Here is a 19,978-nt window from a genome sequence, read left to right as displayed (position 1 = left end):
TTCGCGCCGCTCGCGTCAGTCGGGTCGGCGGCGATTTACTCCGCCGCGGGATGCACGATGCTCTTCGGTGGCGGTAGCGCTTCAGTGGCCTCGTGATGGTCGCCCGTCTCTGCATCCGCGCTGTGCACGATCAGCCGCTTGCCGAAGCGCCAGATCAGTGCGCCGAGATCGTCCATCACCATGAACATCGCGGGCACGAACACCAGCGACAGGACGGTCGAGAAGATCAGGCCGCCGATCACCGCGAGCGCCATTGGCGAGCGGAATTCGCCGCCGGCGCCGACCGCGAGTGCGCTCGGCATCATGCCGGCGGCCATCGCGATCGTGGTCATCACGATCGGGCGGGCGCGTTTCATGCCGGCGTCGATCATCGCCTCGTCGCGCGGCTTTCCGGCGTTGATCGATTCGATGGCGAACTCCACCAGCATGATCGCGTTCTTGGTGACGATGCCCATCAGCATCAGGATGCCGATCCATACCGGCGTGGTGAGCTGCTTGCCGGTGACGAGCAGAGCCGCGATGGCGCCGCCGATCGACAGCGGCAGCGAGAACAGGATGGTAATCGGCTGCAGGAAGGTGCCGAACAGCAGTACCAGCACCGCATAGACCATCAACAGCCCTGCCTTCATCGCGGTTGCGAAGCCGTCGGACAATTCGTTCAGGCTCTCGGCGTCGCCCGACGGTGAGACCTTCACACCCTTCGGCAGGCTCTTCATGACCGGGAGTTCGTTGATCAGCTTGGTGGCATCACCGAGCGCGGTGGTGCCGACGGTGTCCGCGGCAACGGTCGCCTGCCGGTCGCGGTCGTAGCGGTTGATGCTTGTCGGGCCCTGATCGAGCTTGACGTCGGCGATGACGGACAGCGGAACGCCGCCCTTCTCGCCGTGTTCGCCCAGCGGCACCCGCAATTGCTCGAGCGTCTTCAGATTGCCGCGCGCGGCGTCCTCGAGCTGCACCCGGATCGGGACCAGCCGATCGCCGACGTCGAATTTGGCGAGCGCAGGTCCGACGTCGCCAATGGTGGCGACGCGGATGGTTTGCGACAGGCTTTCGGTCGAGACGCCGAGCCGCGCCGCGAGATCGGCGCGCGGTTCGATGCGCAGTTCGGGCCGCTCCAGCGACGTTTCCGAGATCACGTTGGCGATGGTCGGAATCCGCTTCATCTGCGTCGCAAGCTCGCTTGCGACGTTGTTGACGATATTGGCGTCGACGCCAGTCACAACAAGCGAAATGGGGCGCAGACCGTTCTCGTCCAGGAACCAGAAGCGCAGGTCGGGGATGTTCTCCAGCTCCTGGCTGATGGAGAATTCGAGTTCGCGCTGGGTGATCTTGCGATCGACCTTCGGCACGTAGTTGATGATCAGCGATGCGCGCCGGACTTCCTGGGTGCCGGGCGGAACACGGCCGCCGTCGACGAAGATACTCTTCACCTCCGACCGCTTGCGCAGCTGCGCCACGATGTCCTCGGTGACCTTTTCGGTGTAGGCGAGCTGGGTCCCGGGCGGCAGTTCGAGGGCGATCAGCGATCGTGCACTGTCCTGCGTCGGCAGGAAGCCCTGCGACAGCAGCGTGATGCTCCAGATCGAGGCCGCAAAGATCCCGAAGCCGATCAGCACCGTGAAGAAATAGTGCTTCACCGACCAGGCGACGACGCTGTGATAGCCCCGCAAGATGCGGCCCGGCGGCGGTTCTTCATGGGTGTGGTGCTTGAGGAAGTAGGCCGCCAGCACCGGTGTGACGAAACGTGCCGCCAGCAGCGAGAAGAACACCTGCACCGACACCGTGATGCCGAACTGCTTGAAGAACTGCCCGGCGATTCCGGACATGAAGCTCGCGGGCGCGAAGATCGCGATGATGGTCAGCGAGATCGCGATCACCGCGAGGCCGATTTCGTCGGCGGCTTCGAGGGCGGCACGGTAGGGCGATTTGCCCATGTTCATGTGCCGCACGATATTCTCGATCTCGACGATGGCATCGTCGACCAGGATACCTGTCGACAGCGTGATGGCGAGGAAGCTGACGAGGTTGAGCGAGAAGCCGAGGATGTCCATCGCCCAGAACGCCGGGAAGATCGAGAGCGGCAGCGAGATCGCGGCGATGATGGTGGCGCGCAGGTCGCGCAGGAACAACAGCACGATCACGACGGCGAGGATGGCGCCCTCGAACAAGGTCGATATCGCGGCCTCGTAGTTGCCCTTGGTGTACTCGACCGACGTGTCGATCAGCTTCAGGTCGACGTCGGGATAAGCCGCCTTGAGCGCATCGATGCGCTTCTGCACGGCGGCCGCGACGACGACGTCGCTGGCGCCCTTGGAGCGCTTGATGCCGAGCGCGACCACCGGCTCGCCGTTGAAGCGGGCGAAGGTGCGGCGGTCGGCGATGGTGTCGGTGACGGTGCCGAGATCGTCGAGCCGCACTTCACCACCTGCGAACAGCGGAATCATGGTGCCGGCGAGGTCGCTCAGCGTCTTGGCGCCCGCCAGCGTGCGGATCGCCTGGTCGTTCTTGCCGATCTCGGCGCGGCCGCCGGCGACGTCGACATTGGTGCCGCGCAGGCTCTGGCTGACATTGACAGTGGTCAATCCCATCGCCTGGAGACGGTCGGGATCGAGCGAGACCAGGATCTCGCGCTCGACACCGCCGATGCGCTCGACCTGGGCAACGCCGCGAACGCCTTGCATGGCGCGCTTGACCACATCGTCGACGAAATAGGACAGCTGCTCCGGCGTCTTGCCGGGCGAGATCGCGGCATAGGTGACGATCGGCAGGCCGATGACGTCGACACGCTGGATCAGCGGCTCGGTGACGTTCTGCGGCAGGTTCGAGCGCACGCGCGTCACCGCGTCCTTGACGTCGTTGAGGGCGCGGTCGGTGTTGGTCGACAGCGCGAACTGGATCGTGGTCATCGACAGGCCGTCGGTGATCGACGAGGTGATGTGCCACACGCCTTCGACGCCGGACACGGCGTCTTCGATCGTCTTGGTGACCTGGGATTCAAGCTCGGCCGGCGCCGCGCCGAACTGCGACACCGCGACCGAGATCACGGGAATGTCGGCCGAGGGCAGCCGCGTGACGGCGAGCTTGGTGAAGGAAGCCCAGCCGAGCAGCAGCAGGATGAACGAAAAGACGACAGACGGCAGCGGATGACGGATCGACCATGCTGAGATATTGAGTGCCATCAGCGTCCCCGCTTGCGATCGAGTTCATCGGCGAACATGGTTTTGATCTGGTCGCCGTCATGCAACGACGAGCCGGCGTCGGCGACAACGATTTCGCCGACATCGACGCCTTCCAGAATTTCCGTCTGGCTGTCGGAGGTCAGGCCGACGCGCACCCTGCGTGTCTCGACGGTGTTGCCTTTGACCACCTGCACGGTGAGATGGTCGATTGCGGTCTTGGGAACCGCGACGCCGCAGCTTCGCTTGGCGTCGATGGACGCGCGGGCGAACATGCCTGATTTCAATGAGGGATTGTTGGTGACGCTGATGCGGACGCGGCCGAGCTGCGTGGCGCGGTCGATCTCGGGCGACACCAGGCGGACCCGGCCGATCAAATCGGCGGCGTCATCCCGGCTGATCCGCACCGTCGCGCCGGGGCTGAGCTTCGGCATGTGCACGCCGGGAACCTGCGCGTCCAGCTCGATCTCATTGTTGACGGCGATGCGGAACATCGGCCCTGCCTGCGGCGAGGCCGGCGCGCCGACGATGGTGCGGACTTCCGTAATGAGACCCGCCGCGGGTGCCTTCAGCGAGATCGGACCCTGCGGGCCCGGCCGTTGCGGCTGGCCCGGCATCTGCGGCGGCGCCGACAGGCGCGCCAGCTCCTGGTTGTCGGTGACGAGGGCGCCCTCGGTGGCGAAGAGATCGGTGACCTTCGATCCTTCCTGGTCGGCCACGACCACGGCCTCGCGCCGCGGCACGAAGAAGCCGGTCACGCGCACCAGGTCGGAGAAGCAGGCATTGGTCGACTTCGCCACGATGACGAGCGCCTCGCCCGGCGTCTCTTTCTCTTCGGGATGGCTCCGATGCTCGAACCAGTAATAGCCGACGCCGAGCACCAGGATGAACGCCACGGTTCCTGCAGGCTTGATATATTCGGAGATGTTCATCGCCGGATCATCCTGGCCTGGCTGGAGGTTGCTGGGAGCGATTGCCTGAAACGAAGCGGCGTCCCGCAGGGCTGCGAGACGCGCGCCGGGATCGAGACTTTACACCACATCACGACGTGTCACCGCAAAGGATTCGTCGCGGTCACTTCGATGCGGTGGCCTTGTTTTCCATATTGACGACCTGCACGCGGCGGTTCACCTCCGCCAACGGCTGGCTCGGATCCTTCAGCTTGCTCTTGCCGTAGCCGACGGTGACGAGGTCGGTGGCGGCGATGCTGTATTTCTCGACGAGGTAGCGCTTGATCGAATCGGCGCGGCGTTCCGACAGGTCCTGATTGTAGCTGTCGCCACCAGCGGCGTCGGTGTGGCCGGCGACCACGAAGGTCGAGCCCTTCAGTTCAGGGCTGGTCAGCGCACGGCCGAGCGCCTGCACCGACGGCAGCGACTTGGTGCTGATATCGGCCGAGTTGTAGTCGAAGGTAATTTCGAGATCGATATTCGGCTTGTCCTTGACTGCGGAGGCGAGCTCCTCGCGCTCGGTCGACGAGAGCGAGCGGGTCGCGCGACCGCGGACGGTCTGGATCAGCTTGGTTTCCGCCGGGTTCGGCGCCGGATCGGCCTGCGGGGTGATCGAGAGGCCGCGGGTCAGAGGCTTTTTCGGCGTCGGCGCCAGCGCGCGGACGATCTCGTCCTCGGTGACGTTTTTGTTGTTGCTATCGTCGCCGGCGAAAGCGGGCGGCACTGTTAGCGACAGGGCGGCGCCGATGGCGATGACGGAGAGGATTGCGGTCAGTCCCTTTGCAGCCAATCTCATTGTCAGTCCCTCCTGCGCGAAGCCCGCGCGGTTCCAAAATCCTGGCAACAGGCCCCCCGGCAAGGCCGCTTGCGGCATCCGTTTGATTAGTCTCGCTGCGCCGCCAGGGGTTCGAGCCGCCGCCCGCCTCAAATCAAAAAAATATCAACGCACTCCGTAACTTGCGAATTCCTGCACGATGTTCGGATCCATCGCCTTGGCATTGGCGATATCAAGCGCGCCCTCCTGGGCCGAGCCGTTGCGCTGCTTGGCCACGCCGCGGCCGTAGAGCGATGAGGTCAGGCGCGGGTTGATCCTCAGCGCTGCGTCGAAATCGACGATGGCGTTCTTCACCGCCCCCGATTTGAGGTTCACCAGCCCGCGGCTATCCAGCGCATCGACGAAATTCGGCCGCAGCCGCAGCGCCTCGTTGCAATCCTTCAGCGCGCCCTGGAGGTCACCGACCACGGTCCGGGTCCAGCAGCGATTGTTCAGGGCCTCGACGTCCTTCGCGTTGATCCGGAGCGTGTCGTCGAAATCCTTGATGGCGAGGCCGTAGGCGCCCTTGCTGGCATAGACTTGGCCGCGCCGGTACAGCGCATTCACGTCGTCAGGGTTGGCGGCAATCTTGGCGGTCAGGCCCTTGATGGTGGGATCTTCCGCCAGCACGGCGGCGCTCGGGCCGCTATCGACGCTCGGCGCCGGAGCGATCTCGGTCGGCTTGACCGGAGGAGGCGGTGGAGGCAACGCCGCGTCCACCTGCGGCTTCGGTGACGGAGGCGCGGGCGGCGGCGTCGGCGGATTGTTCGCAACCACCGGCGGAGGGGCCGGCGGCGCGGGAGGAGCCGGCGGAGCCGGAGGCGGGTTGTTGGCGACCGGAGGGGGCGAAGGCACGGGAGGCTGCGGCGGCGGTGTCGTCGCGGTCGGGCGCGATCCGCTTGCACCCGGAATGAACGAGAAATCCTCGGCGAGCGAGGACGAGATCCAAGGCACTTGCTCGCCGCGCGAGGCGCGGGTGACGCCCATCTTGGTGCGGTTCAGCGTTTCCTCCGCCATCAGGTCGGGGACGCGGATTTCCTTGAGCAGTTCCTGCACGAACAGGCTGTGGTCGCCGCCGGCATCCGACACCACCGACGCCAGCGCCGCCGAATACATCACCAGCGTGCCGTTCGGCGCGATCACCGGGGTCAGGCCGGCCGAGAAGCTGCGGAACCGGCGTTCGAACGGGTTGCGCCTGGAGGCGTCGATCAGTGCGATCTTGACGCCGGCGCCGCGGGTGTTGAGCTCGCCCAGGATGGCCTCGATGCTGAAACCATCACGGCGGACGTCGGACTCGGTCCAGATCTGCGCATCGACGGGGATCATGTAGCTCTGGCGCGCCGATTGGATGCCGAACCCGCTATAGAAGATCAGCGCGACCGAGCCTGGTTTGATCTTGCCGTAGAGCTTGTCGAAGGCACGGCGCATGGCGTCGCCGGTCAGGTTCTCGCCAACCTCGACCGCAAAGCCGTCGCGCTTGAGCTCGTCGGCGATGTCGCGGGCGTCGTTGATCGGCTCCTTCAGAGGGCTGTCGGCATCGGGGTATTTGGCATTGCCGATGACCAGTGCAAAGCGGTCGCCGGCCGCATGCGACGGGGCGGTCGGGACAAGCGCGACAAGCAATGGCAGAAGAAAAAGGAAGCGAATTTTCATAATGAGCGCGGTCCAGCCAAAAAGGCGCCGTTCCAGCTTGCGCCGCGGCGACCTTAACTTACGCAAAGTGCATTATCAAACCGGCGAATGAGGGCGTCAACCGCTTGGAGATTCGGCACTATCGCGACAATTGACCGCGACACGATGGCCGGCTGTGAGGGGAATAATTCGGCAGTCACGGTCCTACTCGGCACATTGTCGTTCAGGAGCTCCGGCGGCCCCATGTTAGGCCGGGATCTGAGACAACGATGTGATTGGTCTCACATTGTGGCCGCGTCCGCCGCAACCTGCGATGTTTGACCTTTGCGGCGGCCGATGGCTTGGTGGGTCCGACGGTCCGACCAGAAAAGCAAAAGCAGGGATCAAGACCAGGATCAAGTCATGGGAAATGCCTACGAAATCTACGCCTTGCGCTATGCGACGATGTCGCCGCGCACCCCCAGCATGAATTTTCTTGCGCCCGACCCGCATGACAGGGCGGCGCAGGACCTCGACTACTTCGTTTGGCTGATCCGCGGGCAGGGTCGCGATATTCTGGTCGATACCGGCTTCAATGCCGAGGAGGCAGGCTTGCGCGCGCGCAAGCTGACGCTCAATCCGGTTGACGCGCTGGAGCGCTTTGGCGTCGCCGCGCCAGCCATCCGCGACATTATCGTGACGCATCTGCATTACGACCACGCCGGCAATCTCGATCGCTTCCCGAGCGCGCGCTTCCATCTCCAGGAGCGCGAGATGGCCTACGCGACGGGCCGCTGCATGTGCAACGGACTGCTGCGACATCCATTCTCGGTCGAGCACGTCACCCAGATGGTGCGCCACGTCTATGGCGAGCGCGTCACCTTCTATTCGGGCGATGGCGAGGTGGCGCCCGGCGTGACCGTGCATCGCGTCGGCGGCCATTCCGACGGCTTGCAAGTGGTCAAGGTCGAGACGGCGCGCGGGCCGGTGGTGCTGGCATCAGACGCCGCGCATTACTACGCCAATCTGCAGCGCAGGAGCCCATTCCCGATCGTCTACAATGTCGGTGACATGGCAGTGGGCTGGGAGACGATCGAACGTCTCGCCGGGCATCCTGACCGGTTTATTCCAGGTCACGATCCGATCGTGACCGAGATCTATCCGCGGGCGAGCGACAAGGTCGACGCCTGGGCCTTGCATCTGCCGCCGACGCGGTCGTTTGCGAAGTGACGGCGAAGGGGGCGAGAACTGTCGTCTCACCGTTTGGGTGGAGAGGCAGTTAAGGGCCAATGAGCGATATCGGAGATCGAAAGAGACCGCCAACTGAGGCGGTCTCAGGTTACCGAGTGTATCGTGCAAGACTGCCAACTAGCAGGGTGGCCTCAATTGCACGTATCAATTGGATACCGGTTAGAACCGCCAATACCGACGAAGTATTTCTCGCCAGCCTTGCAACGCGCTTTGCATTTTGGGATTTCTGCCCGACAGACGGCGATAGCCGGGCCCTGCCTTGCCGCATCTGGAACGTTCGCTTTTGCCCAACCAACACACTCTGCTCCTTGTTCGGTGCATGAGCGGGCCGACGCGGTCTCAATAGAAACGAGGCTCAATGCCCCGATTAAAAGGCACATGGCAAATCGCATTCAATCCCCCCTGAAAAGTCAAAATTTTAATCAATGAGAAACCCGCCCACAAGGCGGCGCGCGGTAGATTCGCCGATACTGACTTGCCTCTCTACATCGCCCGGTTCGCGGGCTCGATCGCTATCGTCGCACGATTATATGCGTTCGAGAACTCCACCAAGATCACGGTTAGCGCCAAGGTCAGTTTTACTCAGGATCAAAATCTCCCGTTTGAGTCTCAACCGGCGACTTCCGGTCTGAGCTCCTCTTCGGACGTGTTCAGCCTTCGAGACGGACGGCGGGCGTGATGTCAACGAGTGCCGGCAGGATCCCTGCAAGCAACGATATCGCCGGGAGATTTTCGCGCCGCTGGCTCCGGCGGAGAGAATATCGCCAGATATCCTGTGTCTCCTGCGAGCTGATATGCGGCGACCTCGCGATAGCCGACGGCGGTCAGTTCGCAGCGCAACAGCTCGATCGGCGTGCCGTGCTTCGACGTCGGAAGCTCGAGATCGACAATCCCGACCCGCGCGCCCTGCTTCAAGGCAGGCGCGAGATTGTAGAGGAAGGCATAGGGCTGGGCGATCTCGTGATACATGTGCACGAGGATTGCGGCATCCAGCGAGGAAGCGGGCAGGCGCGGGTCGTGTGGTTCGCCGAGCGCGAATTGCACGTTCGTCAACTTCAGAAGTTCTGTTCGCTTTGCGAGCTCGACGAGGTAGTCCCGCGTGACGTCCTGGGCAATGACGGAGCCGGCGGCTCCGACGAGGCGCGAGAGCCTGACCGTGTGGTAGCCGCTGCCCGCTCCGATGTCGCCGACCGTCATGCCTGGTTTCAGTTCGAGAGCACGTGCGATCTGACCGGCCTCGTTGAGGGCGTCGCGGCGCTCTTCGGCGGCGCGGCGTGCGCTGACGATCCGTGCAACAGGGCGCTGGGGTGCGGGAAACTCGCTCGCAGCTATTCCGGGGGGAGCCAGATAGCCGATGTCAGCAGCGTAGGCGCGCGTTGCGCCAAATGCCACGAGGAGCGCCGCGATATAAGCCAGTGCCTTCACGAGCCCACCAAGCGTTCTCAACCGGTCGAAGCGTCTGCGCCTCCATGGGTACAGCCTTAATACGCCTGCTTGGCATCCGCCTCTTCGCTGGTCTGGATCAGGTCGAGACTTTCCTCGATCTTGCCGAGCAGGGCGGAGAGCTGCTTGCGCTCTTGTGCGGAGAGGCACGCCAAAATCTCGTCTTCCCGCCGCAGCAATTGCGGGAACAGCTCCTCGTAGAGCGCGCGGCCCTTTTCCGTCAGCTGCAGGCGGAATTCACGGCGGTCGGCTTCGTTCTCGACCCGCTCGATCAGGCCGTCATGCAGCAACGTGGTCACCGCGCGGCTGATCGTTGATTTGTGCGTGCGGGTGCATTGCGAGATGAACTGCGCGCTGCACGCATCGTTGCGGAAGCCGAGTGTCGCGATGACGCGCCAGGCCGGAATGTCGAGGCCATGCCGCCCCTGATACTCGACCGCGAGCGCGGAACTGACCTCCGCCGCGAGCCGGTTGAGCCGGAACGGCACGAATTTGAACAGATCGAGCCGCGCCTTCGGCCACGATGAAGCTTTATCGGCTCCGCGTGTCTTCAGCGCGATGTCGCTGGATGTCCTCGCCAAGGAGAGCGCTCCGAATTCCAGTTGACGGCCGGCCGGCTCCGGTCCAAAATAGTTGCACGTGAGACTATCTAGCAGATCAGTCCTCTTCTGACCAGAGCCGAGGTTCGTGTAATGGCGCCGGCCAATACCCCTCACGCGAAGACCCAGTTCGGCTACCGCCGTCACCCCGATCAGGACCGCCCCGGCTCGAGCCCGGCGGAGCACCCGGTCGTGATCGTCGGTGCGGGCCCCGTCGGGTTGTCGCTGGCGATCGATCTCGCCCAGCGCGGCCAGCGCGTCGTCCTTCTGGACGATGCCGACCGCATCGGCGAGGGCTCGCGTGCGATCTGCTTCTCCAAGCGCTCGCTGGAATATTGGGACCGGCTCGGCGTCGGCGACCGCATGGTCGACAAGGGCGTGGTGTGGAGTGTCGGCCGCATCTTTCACGGCGAGTCCCAGCTCTACCAGTTCAATCTGCTCCCGGAGGACGGGCACAAGCGGCCGGCCTTCATCAATCTCCAGCAATATTACGCCGAAGCCTATCTGGTCGACCGCATCAGCGATCTGCCCGCGATCGACCTGCGCTGGCGCAACAAGGTGATCGCGGTCGAGCAGCGCAACGAATCCGCTGTGTTGATGATCGAAACACCCGATGGCGCCTATCGCCTGCACGCGCAATATGTCGTCGCCTGCGATGGCGCGCGCTCCTCGCTGCGGCAGATGGTCGGCGCCGAGTTCGCGGGGCAGGTGTTCGAGGATCAGTTCCTGATCGCCGACGTCAAGATGACGGCGGAATTCCCGACCGAGCGCTGGTTCTGGTTCGATCCGCCCTTTCATCCCGGGCGCTCGGCGCTCCTGCACAAGCAGCCGGACGACGTCTGGCGCATCGATCTCCAGCTCAATCGCTATGCTGATCCGGTCGTCGAGAAGAAGCCGGAAAACGTGCGGCCGCGCATCGCGCGCATGCTTGGTCACGACAAGTTCGAGTTCGAGTGGATTTCGCTCTACAAATTCCAGTGCCGGCGGATGGACCGCTTCATCCATGGCCGCGTGATCTTTGCCGGCGATTCGGCGCATCAGGTCTCGCCCTTTGGCGCGCGCGGCGCCAATTCGGGACTCGAGGACGCCGAAAATCTCGCCTGGAAGCTCGATCGCGTGCTGCTCGGCACCTCGCCCGCGAGCCTGCTCGAGAGCTACCATGTCGAGCGCAGCCTCGCCGCCGACGAGAACATCCGCGAATCCACCCGCTCGACCGATTTCATGGCGCCGAACTCGCACCAGGAGGCGCGGCTGCGCAAGGCGGTGCTGTCGCTCGCCAAGGAGACCGAGTTCGGCAAACGCATGGTCAATGGCGGCCGGCTCTCGGTGCCGTGCAGCTATGACTCGCCGCTATCATCGCGCGATGCGGATGCTTGGCGCGGCGGGCCATCGCCGGGCTGTTCCATGCTCGATGCGCCGGTGGGTGAAAAGGCCTATCTCACGGATGCTTTTCGCAAGGGCGGAACGGATTTCACCTTGCTGTCGTTCAGCAATGGCGCAGCGATCGAGGCGCCCGACGGCGTCAAGGATATCCGCGTTGGCGGCGAACGCGGGCTTGCCGATCCCCAGGGCCTCGTCGCGAAACGCTACGACGCCGAGCCAGGCACCGCCTATCTGCTGAGACCGGATGGCTATGTTGCCGCACGTTTCCGCCATCCGACACGCGCGGCAATTGCGGCCGCGCTGTCGCGGGCCGCAGGTCTGAATTGAGGTTTGAGATGCCACTCTCCACCAGCTCCAACTTCGCGCGGCCAGACGACGCCTTTCGCGCCATCGTCGAGGCGCATCGTGGCCTCACCGAGGAGCAGAGCGCCGATTTCGACGCGGCGCTGGTGCTGATCCTCGCCAACCATATCGGCGACATCGACGTGCTGCGGGAGGCGCTCGTGTTGGCGAAGCGCAGGATGATCGACGGACACCAGCAACAGCAGCAACAACAATAACCCGGAACTCAAAGCAAAGACCTAAGGATGAATTGATGGCGAAGAACTTCGCATCCACCGGCGATCTCTCCGAGAAGAAGATCACCTTCTCCGAGATCGGCACCGATCTCTACGCCTTCACCGCGGAGGGCGACCCCAACACGGCTGTTATCGTCGGCGACGATAGTTGCCTCGTGTTCGACGCGCAGGCCACGCCGGCCATGGCCAACAAGGTGATCGAGCGCGTCAAGACCGTCACCGACAAGCCGATCAAATATGTCGTACTGTCGCATTATCACGCCGTGCGCGTGCTCGGCGCCTCCGCCTACAAGGCGCAGGGCATTGTTGCCTCGCAGGAAACCTATCGCCTGATCGAGGAGCGCGGCCAGCAGGATTGGGATTCCGAATATGGCCGTTTCCCGCGGCTGTTCCAGGACGCGGCGAGCATTCCCGGGCTGACTTGGCCGACGCTGACCTTCGAAGGCGAGATGTCGATCTATCTCGGCAAGCGCGAGGTGCGGCTGATGCAGTTAGGGGCCGGCCATACCTCCGGCGACATCGTCGCCTGGGTGCCGGACGCTGAAGTCATGTTCTCCGGCGATCTCATCGAATATCACTCGGCCTGCTATTGCGGCGATGCGCATTTGCGCGAATGGCCGATGACGCTGAACGAGATCCGTAACTTCAATCCCAAGGCGATCGCGCCCGGCCGCGGCGATGCGTTGAAGGGCACCGCCACGGTTCGCGAAGCCATCGCGATGACGCGCGACTTCGTCACCTCGCTCTATGGTGCTGCCGAGATCTCGGTTGCCAAGGGCCGCAGCTTAAAGGAATCGATGGCGGCGACGCGCGAGGTGATGGATCCGAAATTCCACAGCTTCGCCATCTACGAGCACTGCCTGCCGTTCAACGTGTCGCGCGCCTATGACGAAGCGTCGGGGATCGACGATCCCGTGATCTGGACCGACAAGCGCGACCAGGAAATGTGGGCCGCCCTGCAAGGAGGAGGATAGTCATGAACATCAATACCTCGCCTGATCAGATCATCCGAAGCTCCGCCCAGGTGACGCCGGGTTACATGTCCGGCTTCGGCAACAGCTTCGAGACCGAGGCACTGCCCGGTGCGCTGCCGATCGGGCGCAACTCGCCGCAGCGCTGCGCCTATGGCCTCTATGCCGAGCAGCTTTCCGGCTCGCCGTTCACCGCGCCGCGCGGCACCAATGAGCGCTCCTGGCTCTATCGCATCCGCCCCTCGGTGAAGCACTCCGGCCGCTTCGAGAAGGTCGATGCCGGGTTGTGGCGCTCGGCGCCGTGCCACGAATACGATTTGCCGATCGCGCAGCTGCGCTGGGATCCGACGCCGCTGCCGAAGGAGGAGGTCACCTTCGTCCAGGGCGTGCAGACGATGACGACGGCCGGTGACGTCAATACGCAGGCCGGCATGGCCGCGCATGTCTACCTCATCACCAAGTCGATGGTGGACCAGCACTTCTACAATGCCGACGGTGAGCTGATGTTCGTGCTTCAGCAGGGAAATTTGCGCCTCGTCACCGAGTTCGGCCGCATCGATGCCGAGCCCGGCGAGATCGTGGTGATCCCGCGTGGCGTCAAGTTCCGCGTCGAGATTCCGAATGGGCCGGCGCGCGGTTATCTCTGCGAGAACTATGGTGGCGCCTTCACGCTGCCGGAGCGCGGCCCGATCGGTGCCAATTGCCTCGCCAATGCACGCGACTTCCTCACGCCGGTGGCGAACTACGAGGACAAGGACACGCCGACCGAGCTGTTCGTGAAATGGGGCGGCTCGCTGTTCAAGACCACTTTGCCGCATTCGCCAATCGACGTCGTCGCCTGGCACGGCAATTATGCGCCGTACAAATACGATCTGCGCACGTTCTCTCCCGTAGGTGCGATCGGGTTCGATCATCCTGATCCCTCGATCTTCACGGTGCTGACCTCGCCGTCGGAGACGGCGGGCACGGCGAATATCGATTTCGTGATCTTCCCCGAGCGCTGGATGGTCGCCGACAATACCTTCCGTCCGCCCTGGTATCACATGAACATCATGAGTGAGTTCATGGGCCTGATCTACGGTGTCTACGACGCCAAGCCGCAGGGCTTTGTGCCGGGCGGTATGAGCCTGCACAATTGCATGCTGCCGCACGGCCCCGATCGCGACGCCTTCGAGCACGCCAGCAATGGCGAATTGAAGCCGGTGAAGCTGACCGGAACGATGGCCTTCATGTTCGAGACCCGCTACCCGCAGCGCGTCACAGCGCATGCCGCAAACGCGTCGACGCTCCAGGACGATTACGCGGATTGCTGGAAGGGCCTGGAGAAGCGGTTCGACCCGAACAGGCCGTAATGATTTCGTCATTCCGGGATGCGCCGAAGGCGCAGGCCCGGAATCCATTGCACCACCGGTTACGTGGATGAATGGATTCCGGGCTCGCGCTACGCGCGCCCCGGAATGACGGTGGAGAAACCGTCGAGTTATCCGGCAGGAAACCCAATGCCTCACCCCAACGACCCCAGCCTCCGCTCCTTTATCGCCGTCGATCCCACCTCCGACTTTCCGATCCAGAACCTGCCCTATGGCGTGTTCTCGACCCCTGGCAATCCGACGCAGCGCGTCGGCGTCGCGATCGGCGATTACGTGCTCGATCTCTGGGAGCTGGAGCAGGACTCGCGGCTCGATGTCGGCCCGCTCGGTGTGTTCTCCGGCCCCTCGCTGAATGCCTTCATGGCGCTCGGACCAAAGGTCTGGAGCAGGACCCGGGCGCGGATCAGCGAACTGTTGCGCCACGATCATCCGGAATTGCGCGACAACGAGGAGCTGCGCAGCCAAACGCTGGTGCCGATGCGGGATGCAAAGCTGCATCTGCCATTCGCGGTCTCCGGCTACACCGACTTCTATTCCTCGAAGGAGCACGCCACCAATGTCGGCGTGATGTTCCGCGGCAAGGACAATGCGCTGCAGCCGAACTGGCTGCACATGCCGATCGCCTATAACGGCCGCGCCTCGACGGTCGTCGTGTCAGGCACCAAGGTGAAACGGCCGCGTGGGCAGCTGAAGCCGCCGAATGTCGAGGTGCCGAGCTTCGGACCCTGCAAGCGGCTCGATTTCGAGCTCGAAATGGGTGTCGTCATCGGCCAGCCCTCGCCGATGGGCGGCATGCTGACCGAGCAACAGGCCGAGGACATGATTTTTGGTTTCGTGCTGCTCAACGACTGGAGCGCGCGCGATATCCAGCAATGGGAATATGTGCCGCTCGGGCCGTTCCTCGCAAAAGCTTTCGCGACCTCGATCAGCCCGTGGGTCGTGACGCGCGAGGCGCTGGAGCCGTTCCGCCTCGACGGGCCGGTGCAGGAGCCGGTGCCGCTCGATTATCTCAAGCAGGCCAAGCCGCAGAACTACGATCTGGAGCTCGATGTCTCCCTGCGCGCCACCGGCGCCAACGCGCCGGCCGGCATCAGCCGCACCAATTTCAAATACATGTACTGGTCCTCGGTGCAGCAGCTGATGCACCACGCGTCCTCCGGCTGCGCCATGAATGTCGGCGACCTCCTCGGCAGCGGCACCATCTCCGGCCCGGAAAAGAACCAGCGCGGCAGCCTTTTGGAGATCAGCTGGAACGGCACCGAGCCGGTGGAATTGCCCGGCGGCGTCAAGCGCTCATTCCTGGAGGACGGCGACAGCCTCGTGATGCGCGGCTGGTGCCAGGGCAACGGCTACCGCGTCGGCTTCGGCGAGGTCGAGGGGACGATTGTGGCGGCGGAGTGAGCCTACCGCCGCTCCGGCGGCACGTCGCGCACCCGCGCGCAATGCGCGGCAACGTCGTCGAGGCTATACTTCAGATGCACCCGCTTGTCTGACGGCGCCTGCTTGGTCGTGCAAACACCCGGCCGCCATTCCTGCGTCGGTCTGATCGGGCGCGGCGCGAAGCCGCCGCCGCAGTTCGGGCAGACGTTGGAGAGCTTTGTCTCGACGCATTCCGCACAGAACGTGCATTCATAAGAGCAGATCCGCGCATCCGTTGCGTCGGGCGGCAGGTCGCGGTCGCAATATTCGCAGTTCGGTCGAAGCTGCAGGGCCATGGCGAATCTCCCGGATTGGCCGCGATCATTGCAGGTCGCGGCAACAGCGCGAATGGCGTAGTTCCCTCGATTTCAGCCAACCTTCAAATCCTTCAGCGGCAGCTTCGAACTCTCCTTCAGCCGGTCCAGCACGATGGATGAGCGCACATGCGCCACGCTCTGATGCGGCATCAGGACGTCGTTGACGAGATTGGAGAGGCCTTTGAGGTCGCGCAGCACCGCTTTCAGCACGTAGTCGGCATCGCCCGTCAGGGAATAGGCTTCCTGGATCTCGTCGATGCGGTTCACCAGCGTTCGAAACCGCTTGGAATTATCAGGCGAATGCGTCGCGAGCCCGACCTGGATGAAGGCGATTACGCCGAAGCCGAGCGTCTCGCTGGAGAGGTCGGCGTGATAGCCCGCGATCACCTTCTCTTCCTCTAGCCGCATCCGCCGCCGCGAGCATTGCGAGGCCGAGAGCCCGGCAAGCTCGGCAAGCTCCTGGTTGGTCAGGCGGCCGTCGTCCTGGAGCGCGCCGAGGATCTTGAGGTCGAAGGCATCTACCTGAAGCATGCGTCTTTTGTCCAATTCGTGCACAGATCATGCATAGGATAGCGAAATCGCGGCCCGTTTGCACGCTCATTGCACGCCCCATGAAGGATAGTTCGTCCCAGCAGCAATCTGGGAGAACCGTCAATGGGTCCGTTTCCGCACGATGCACCGCCGGCCGCCATCAGCGCCGACAATCCGATGGGCACCGACGGGTTCGAGTTCGTCGAGTACGCGCACCCCAATCCGCAGGAGCTGCACGATCTGTTCAAGCTGATGGGCTATGCGCCCGTCGCGCGCCACAAGAGCAAGAACATCACGGTCTATCGCCAGGGCGACATCAACTATCTCGTCAACGAGGAGCCCGGCACCCACGGCACCGACTTCGTCGCCGCCCACGGTCCCTGCGCGCCGTCGATGGCCTTTCGCGTCGTCGACGCGAAAGCGGCCTATGACCGCGCGATTGCGCTCGGCGCCGAGCCCGCGGACGCCTCATCCGCGCAGAAGGCGCTGGATGTGCCCGCGATCAAGGGCATCGGCGGCAGCCTGCTCTATTTCGTCGATCGCTATGGCGCCAAGGGCTCGGCCTATGATGCCGAATTCGATTGGCTGGGCGAGCGCGATCCGCGCCCCGCTGGTGCCGGCCTGTTCTATCTCGACCATCTCACCCATAACGTCCATCGTGGGCGCATGGACGTGTGGACCGGCTTCTACGAAGAGCTGTTCAACTTCCGTCAGATCCGTTTCTTCGACATCGAGGGCCGCGCCTCCGGCCTGTTCTCGCGCGCGCTGACCAGCCCGGATGGCAAGATCCGGATTCCGATCAACGAGGACGCCGGCGATTCCGGTCAGATCGAGGAATATCTGACGATCTATCGCGGCGAGGGTATCCAGCACATCGCCTGCGGCTGCCGCGACATCCACGGCACCATCGAGGGCCTGCGCGCCGCCGGCCTGCCCTTCATGCCGTCGCCGCCCGCGACCTATTTCGAGAAGGTCGATGCGCGCCTGCCCAAGCATGGCGAGGACGTCGCGCGTCTCCGGAAGAACGGCATCCTGATCGACGGTGAAGGCGTGGTCGATGGCGGCCAGACCAAGGTGCTGCTGCAGATCTTCTCGGCCAACGCGATCGGCCCGATCTTCTTCGAGTTCATCCAGCGCAAGGGGGACGACGGCTTTGGCGAGGGCAATTTCAAGGCGCTGTTCGAATCGATCGAGGAAGACCAGATCCGCCGCGGCGTGCTGAAGGTGGGGAACGCGGCGTAGGGGCGCCGATGTTGGGTACACTGCGGCATCAAACACAGTCGTCGTCCTGGCGAAAGCCAGGACCCATTACCCCAGGGAGTGGTTGTAAAGCGTACTGGTAACTCCGAGTTTTCGTCAAATTACGTTCGGTGGCTATGGGTCCTGGCTTTCGCCAGGACGACGACGGAGTGTGATGTGACAGCGGAGGTCTTGCCGCCCTAGCGCCCCGCCCACGCCTTCGTCACCGCCGCAATCTCCGCGCCTTCCGGCTCCCTCACCGCTGACGGCGTTCGCGAAAAGCGCGGCGCCGGCGCCGGCTGCTTCACGCCGTGGCGCTCGATGAAGACGTTGCGGGCAACCATGTGCGGATGCTCGGTGGCTTCCGACATGGTCAGCACCGGCGCGAAGCAAATGTCGGTGCCTTCCATGATCTTGCACCAGTCCTCGCGCGTCTTGCTCTTGAACACGGACTTGAGCTTCTCCTTCAGCACGGGCCAGGCCTTGGGGTCCATCTGCGCGTCGAAATCGGCATCGGTGAGGCCGGCGCGCTCGCGCAGCAGCGCGTAGAACTGCGGTTCGATCGAGCCGATCGAAACGAAGTGTCCGCAGGCGCATTCATAGACGCCGTAGAAATGCGCGCCGCCGTCGAGGAAGTTGCGGTTGCGACCTTCGGTCCAGCGTCCCAGCGTTTTCATGTCGAAGAAGAACGACATCAGCGATGCCGCGCCGTCGCACATCGCGGCATCGACCACCTGGCCTTTGCCGGACCTCGAGGCATCCAGCAGCGCTGCGAGCACGCCGACGACGAGATAGAGCGCGCCGCCACCGAAATCGCCGACCAGGTTGAGCGGCGGCACCGGCGCTTCATTGGTGCCGATCGCGGCGAGCGCACCGGTGATCGAGATGTAGTTGATGTCATGGCCGGCGGCATTCGCCAGCGGACCTTCCTGGCCCCAGCCCGTCATGCGGCCATAGACCAGCTTCGGATTGCGCGCGAGCACCACGTCAGGGCCGAGCCCGAGCCGTTCCATCACGCCGGGACGAAAGCCCTCGACCAGCGCGTCGGCGCCGGCGAGCAGGTCGAGCACCTGCGCGATCGCGGCCTTGTCCTTGAGGTCGAGCTCGATCACCTTGCGGCCGCGTCCCGCGACCGACTTCATGCTCTTCTTTGCGCCGATGCGATCGAGCGTGACGACGTCGGCACCCATGTCGGCCAGCATCATGCAGGCGAACGGGCCGGGGCCGATGCCGGCGAATTCGACGACACGGAATCCGGACAGCGGACCGGAAGCGCGGACGGATGTGTTCTGAGCTGGTTTATCGAGCACGTGTTGTTTCCTCGGGTCGCGGGCGAATGCCGATCGTTCGGCAATCGCCACGGACGTTCCTCTCTGGGGCGAGTTAATTGGCTGATTAACTCTTCCCGCCTTCATGTCGGCGAGGCAAGCGCTTTTCATGCATGGGCGCATCAAAAAAGCGGCGCGCATTGCTGCGCGCCGCGGAAGATTTGTGTTGAGTCGCTAGGGCAGATGATCAGCCCGCGGCAGTCACCGCGCGTTGCGCCATCACCTTGACGAGATTGGCGCGGTACTCCGCCGTGCCGTGGATATCGGCCAGCAAGCCGCTTGCCGGAATGCTGACGCTGTCGATCGCCGACGGCGACCAGTTTGCCTTCAGCGCGGCCTCGATTGCGCCAACGCGCATCACGCCGCTCTGCGAAGCGCCGGTCGCGGCGACACGAATCTCGCCCGACTTCGTCTGCGCGACGAAGACGGCGGTCAGCGCGAAGCGCGAGGCCGGGTGCCGCATCTTGGCGTAGCCCGCTTTTGCCGGCACCGGGAACGACACGGCGGTGATGATCTCGCCGTCTTCAAGCGCCGTCGTGAACAGGCCCTTGAAGAAATCGTCAGCCGCGATCGCCCGCTTGTTGGTCTTCACGGTGGCGCCGAGCGCGAGCAGCGCGGCCGGATAGTCCGCGGCAGGATCGTTGTTGGCGATCGAGCCGCCGATCGTGCCGCGATAGCGCACCGCGGGATCGCCGATCAGCGACGCCAGATAGGCGAGCGCAGGGATCGCCTTCTTGGCGGCATCGCTGGTCGCCACATCATAATGCGGCGTGGCGGCCTTGATGGTCACGGTGTCGCCGGAGACCTCGACGCCGATCAGCTCCTTGATCTTGGCGAGATCGATCACGTCCGAGGGGCTCGCGAGGCGTTGCTTCATCACCGGCAGCAACGTCTGGCCGCCGGAGAGGAATTTTGCCTCGCTGCTCTTGCCGAACAGGCTGGCGGCTTCGTCGACCGAGGAAGCGCGATGATAGGTTGTCTGGTACATCTTCGTTCCT

Annotated in this window: 17 protein-coding genes; 7 read left to right on the top strand and 10 right to left on the bottom strand. The window is 63.9% G+C overall.

Going from position 1 to position 19,978, the window contains the following annotated elements; all coding sequences use genetic code 11:
• Nucleotides 1–35: 35 nt before the first annotated feature.
• From M2427_RS19890 to M2427_RS19875, 4 genes are all read right to left on the bottom strand, one after another.
• Complete coding sequence (locus M2427_RS19890) at nucleotides 36–3,179, bottom strand: efflux RND transporter permease subunit (RefSeq protein WP_280708257.1); 3,144 nt, start codon at nucleotides 3,177–3,179, stop codon at nucleotides 36–38.
• Entirely contained in the window at nucleotides 3,179–4,108 is a 930-nt protein-coding gene (locus tag M2427_RS19885; RefSeq protein WP_280708256.1) for an efflux RND transporter periplasmic adaptor subunit, read from the bottom strand. The genes M2427_RS19890 and M2427_RS19885 overlap by 1 nt, the downstream gene beginning before the upstream one ends.
• Before the next feature lie 142 nt (nucleotides 4,109–4,250).
• Entirely contained in the window at nucleotides 4,251–4,922 is a 672-nt protein-coding gene (locus tag M2427_RS19880) for an OmpA family protein (protein ID WP_280708255.1), read from the bottom strand.
• A gap of 144 nt (nucleotides 4,923–5,066) precedes the next feature.
• A complete protein-coding gene (locus M2427_RS19875) occupies nucleotides 5,067–6,593 on the bottom strand; it encodes a caspase family protein (RefSeq protein WP_280708254.1) in 1,527 nt (508 codons plus the stop codon).
• Nucleotides 6,594–6,974: 381 nt separating this feature from the next.
• Between M2427_RS19875 and M2427_RS19870 the strand changes: the two genes are divergently transcribed.
• Entirely contained in the window at nucleotides 6,975–7,781 is an 807-nt protein-coding gene (locus M2427_RS19870; RefSeq protein ID WP_280708253.1) for an N-acyl homoserine lactonase family protein, read from the top strand.
• A gap of 702 nt (nucleotides 7,782–8,483) precedes the next feature.
• Here M2427_RS19870 and M2427_RS19865 read toward each other — a convergent pair.
• Together M2427_RS19865 and M2427_RS19860 are read right to left on the bottom strand one after the other, a co-directional pair.
• Nucleotides 8,484–9,227, bottom strand: a complete 744-nt coding sequence (locus tag M2427_RS19865) for a methyltransferase domain-containing protein (RefSeq protein WP_280708252.1) — start codon at nucleotides 9,225–9,227, stop codon at nucleotides 8,484–8,486.
• Between the two features lie 56 nt (nucleotides 9,228–9,283).
• Complete coding sequence (locus M2427_RS19860; protein ID WP_280708250.1) at nucleotides 9,284–9,826, bottom strand: MarR family transcriptional regulator; 543 nt, start codon at nucleotides 9,824–9,826, stop codon at nucleotides 9,284–9,286.
• A gap of 111 nt (nucleotides 9,827–9,937) precedes the next feature.
• Here M2427_RS19860 and M2427_RS19855 point away from each other — a divergent pair, with 111 nt between their 5' ends.
• The 5 genes from M2427_RS19855 to fahA all read left to right on the top strand — a co-directional run bounded on the left by M2427_RS19855 (nucleotide 9,938) and on the right by fahA (nucleotide 15,547).
• On the top strand, nucleotides 9,938–11,554 hold the full coding sequence (locus M2427_RS19855) for an FAD-dependent oxidoreductase (protein ID WP_280708249.1): 1,617 nt from the start codon (nucleotides 9,938–9,940) through the stop codon (nucleotides 11,552–11,554).
• 8 nt (nucleotides 11,555–11,562) lie between these two features.
• A complete protein-coding gene (locus M2427_RS19850) occupies nucleotides 11,563–11,787 on the top strand; it encodes a DUF2783 domain-containing protein (protein ID WP_280708248.1) in 225 nt (74 codons plus the stop codon).
• Between the two features lie 35 nt (nucleotides 11,788–11,822).
• Nucleotides 11,823–12,779: an MBL fold metallo-hydrolase gene (locus tag M2427_RS19845; protein WP_280708247.1), complete on the top strand. Its 957-nt coding sequence runs from the start codon at nucleotides 11,823–11,825 to the stop codon at nucleotides 12,777–12,779.
• Between the two features lie 2 nt (nucleotides 12,780–12,781).
• Entirely contained in the window at nucleotides 12,782–14,128 is a 1,347-nt protein-coding gene (hmgA, locus tag M2427_RS19840; RefSeq protein WP_280708246.1) for a homogentisate 1,2-dioxygenase, read from the top strand.
• Between the two features lie 147 nt (nucleotides 14,129–14,275).
• Nucleotides 14,276–15,547 carry a fumarylacetoacetase gene (fahA, locus tag M2427_RS19835; protein ID WP_280708245.1) on the top strand — a complete coding sequence of 424 codons (1,272 nt, stop codon included), beginning with the start codon at nucleotides 14,276–14,278 and terminating at the stop codon, nucleotides 15,545–15,547.
• Between the two features lie 2 nt (nucleotides 15,548–15,549).
• On the opposite strand, the gene M2427_RS19830 is transcribed toward fahA, so the two are convergent.
• Both M2427_RS19830 and M2427_RS19825 read right to left on the bottom strand, forming a co-directional pair.
• Entirely contained in the window at nucleotides 15,550–15,861 is a 312-nt protein-coding gene (locus tag M2427_RS19830) for a DUF1272 domain-containing protein (protein WP_280708244.1), read from the bottom strand.
• 72 nt (nucleotides 15,862–15,933) lie between these two features.
• Complete coding sequence (locus tag M2427_RS19825) at nucleotides 15,934–16,413, bottom strand: Lrp/AsnC family transcriptional regulator (protein ID WP_280708243.1); 480 nt, start codon at nucleotides 16,411–16,413, stop codon at nucleotides 15,934–15,936.
• A 123-nt stretch (nucleotides 16,414–16,536) separates the two neighbouring features.
• Between M2427_RS19825 and hppD the strand changes: the two genes are divergently transcribed.
• On the top strand, nucleotides 16,537–17,655 hold the full coding sequence (gene hppD, locus M2427_RS19820) for a 4-hydroxyphenylpyruvate dioxygenase (RefSeq protein WP_280708242.1): 1,119 nt from the start codon (nucleotides 16,537–16,539) through the stop codon (nucleotides 17,653–17,655).
• Between the two features lie 197 nt (nucleotides 17,656–17,852).
• Here the strand turns inward: hppD and M2427_RS19815 are convergent, their stop codons facing one another.
• Nucleotides 17,853–18,962, bottom strand: coding sequence for a CaiB/BaiF CoA-transferase family protein (locus M2427_RS19815; RefSeq protein WP_280708241.1), 1,110 nt, complete (start codon nucleotides 18,960–18,962; stop codon nucleotides 17,853–17,855).
• 205 nt (nucleotides 18,963–19,167) lie between these two features.
• Entirely contained in the window at nucleotides 19,168–19,968 is an 801-nt protein-coding gene (locus M2427_RS19810) for a xanthine dehydrogenase family protein subunit M (protein WP_280708240.1), read from the bottom strand.
• Between the last annotated feature and the right edge of the window lie 10 nt (nucleotides 19,969–19,978).

The organism is Bradyrhizobium sp. BR13661 (assembly GCF_029892425.1).
In the GTDB taxonomy this organism is placed as follows: Bacteria; Pseudomonadota; Alphaproteobacteria; order Rhizobiales; family Xanthobacteraceae; genus Bradyrhizobium.
This window is presented reverse-complemented; position numbering and strand designations above follow the sequence as displayed.

Coding starts and splice junctions, on each gene's coding strand:
- M2427_RS19890 (WP_280708257.1), bottom strand. CDS start 3,179: ATGGCACTCAATATCTCAGCATGGTCGATCCGTCATCCGCTGCCGTCT.
- M2427_RS19885 (WP_280708256.1), bottom strand. CDS start 4,108: ATGAACATCTCCGAATATATCAAGCCTGCAGGAACCGTGGCGTTCATC.
- M2427_RS19880 (WP_280708255.1), bottom strand. CDS start 4,922: ATGAGATTGGCTGCAAAGGGACTGACCGCAATCCTCTCCGTCATCGCC.
- M2427_RS19875 (WP_280708254.1), bottom strand. CDS start 6,593: ATGAAAATTCGCTTCCTTTTTCTTCTGCCATTGCTTGTCGCGCTTGTC.
- M2427_RS19870 (WP_280708253.1), top strand. CDS start 6,975: ATGGGAAATGCCTACGAAATCTACGCCTTGCGCTATGCGACGATGTCG.
- M2427_RS19855 (WP_280708249.1), top strand. CDS start 9,938: ATGGCGCCGGCCAATACCCCTCACGCGAAGACCCAGTTCGGCTACCGC.
- M2427_RS19850 (WP_280708248.1), top strand. CDS start 11,563: ATGCCACTCTCCACCAGCTCCAACTTCGCGCGGCCAGACGACGCCTTT.
- M2427_RS19845 (WP_280708247.1), top strand. CDS start 11,823: ATGGCGAAGAACTTCGCATCCACCGGCGATCTCTCCGAGAAGAAGATC.
- hmgA (WP_280708246.1), top strand. CDS start 12,782: ATGAACATCAATACCTCGCCTGATCAGATCATCCGAAGCTCCGCCCAG.
- fahA (WP_280708245.1), top strand. CDS start 14,276: ATGCCTCACCCCAACGACCCCAGCCTCCGCTCCTTTATCGCCGTCGAT.
- M2427_RS19830 (WP_280708244.1), bottom strand. CDS start 15,861: ATGGCCCTGCAGCTTCGACCGAACTGCGAATATTGCGACCGCGACCTG.
- M2427_RS19825 (WP_280708243.1), bottom strand. CDS start 16,413: ATGCTTCAGGTAGATGCCTTCGACCTCAAGATCCTCGGCGCGCTCCAG.
- hppD (WP_280708242.1), top strand. CDS start 16,537: ATGGGTCCGTTTCCGCACGATGCACCGCCGGCCGCCATCAGCGCCGAC.
- M2427_RS19810 (WP_280708240.1), bottom strand. CDS start 19,968: ATGTACCAGACAACCTATCATCGCGCTTCCTCGGTCGACGAAGCCGCC.